Source organism: Pseudoflavonifractor sp. 60 (assembly GCF_009911645.1).
GTDB lineage: Bacteria > Bacillota > Clostridia > Oscillospirales > Oscillospiraceae > Lawsonibacter.
Genome location: NZ_QWKI01000336.1, coordinates 1 through 287 on the forward strand (window position 1 = coordinate 1; position 287 = coordinate 287).

1 protein-coding gene is annotated in these 287 nt (G+C 67.2%); it reads right to left on the reverse strand.

Going from position 1 to position 287, the window contains the following annotated elements; translation table 11 throughout:
* On the reverse strand, positions 1–287 hold a 287-nt coding region (locus tag D1646_RS24105; protein WP_160638508.1), incomplete at both ends, for a hypothetical protein.

The following is a 287-nucleotide window of genomic DNA, read 5'->3' on the forward strand; positions in this document are numbered from 1 at the left end:
TGATGGTGTTCTTGATGGCCCCGCCGGCCACGTCGAAGGCGGCGCTGAGGGGCTGGGGCACATGCTGGGAGAACCACTCTGCGGCGGCGCTCCACAGGCCCTTGACCGCCTCCCAGACCGCGCCGGCCCCCTGCTGAATGCCCTGCCACAGCCCGGAGAAGAAGCCGGCCACCGGCTGGACCACCGTACGGTTGAACCACTCAGCTACAGCGGCCCAAACACCCTGCACCGCCGTCCAGGCAGCGGAGGCCAGCTGCTTTACGCTCTCCCACAGTTGGGTAAAAAAC